Here is a 697-nt window from a genome sequence, read left to right as displayed (position 1 = left end):
CTTCAATCGCTGGCATGTCACCAGTTAAAGATGTTGCGATACCCGCTGCGATGGCTGCAACGTTTAGGCCATCAAGACCTGAACCTGCTAGCTGCTGGCCATTTGTAGGCCAATACCGTAGCTTGCTTTCTCTTCTACGGTTCAATTATGTCAGACATAAAGTCACTCTTATTGAACGAATGAAAGCGAAAGGATAACAGTTTAGGCTACAGGTTTAAATGGCCCATCTCTCACCGCGGTGCGTATGGACTTGTAAAAGGAACGTTTTCCTTCACGCTTTTTAACCATTTTTACCTTGTAATGACTCACTGTCATCGGAAAGCACTATACTCAGCCAATTTGTATTTTTATACTGAGTGCAAAGGGTTTGGAGAAGCACTAGCATGAATCGACGTCGAAAGAAGAAGGCTCAGGTAGATTATCTGGCGCTGTGTAAACAGCGTATTGCTCAATTTGATTACAAGCGTATTTTGTCCAACGTCAAGCAATTTTGGGCAGCGTTGCCACGTTTACATCAACGTGACGCTTATTGTTTTAGTTACCTGTCCTGTTGGTCTTGTTACTGTGGCCGAGTAGCGAACCAGAGCTCAAAGTGCCAGAGCCTAGCACGCCGCAGCGTATTGCTTTGGATATTGATAACTACTGGGTTAAGCCAGCAACGCACAGAAGAGCAGAACAACTTAAAGTCCAATAGCTG

Annotated in this window: 2 pseudogenes; one reads left to right on the top strand and one right to left on the bottom strand. The window is 44.8% G+C overall.

Annotated features, from left to right (window positions below):
• A pseudogene (locus CIK04_RS32235) lies at nucleotides 1-114 on the bottom strand (FKBP-type peptidyl-prolyl cis-trans isomerase); the annotation flags it as partial.
• Nucleotides 115-383: 269 nt separating this feature from the next.
• Here CIK04_RS32235 and CIK04_RS35330 point away from each other — a divergent pair.
• Nucleotides 384-697, top strand: a pseudogene (locus tag CIK04_RS35330) (lysine transporter LysM); the annotation flags it as partial.

The organism is Vibrio sp. 03_296, from assembly GCF_002265885.1.
Note: the sequence above shows the minus strand (reverse complement) of the source record. Positions and strands in the feature narration are given on the sequence as shown.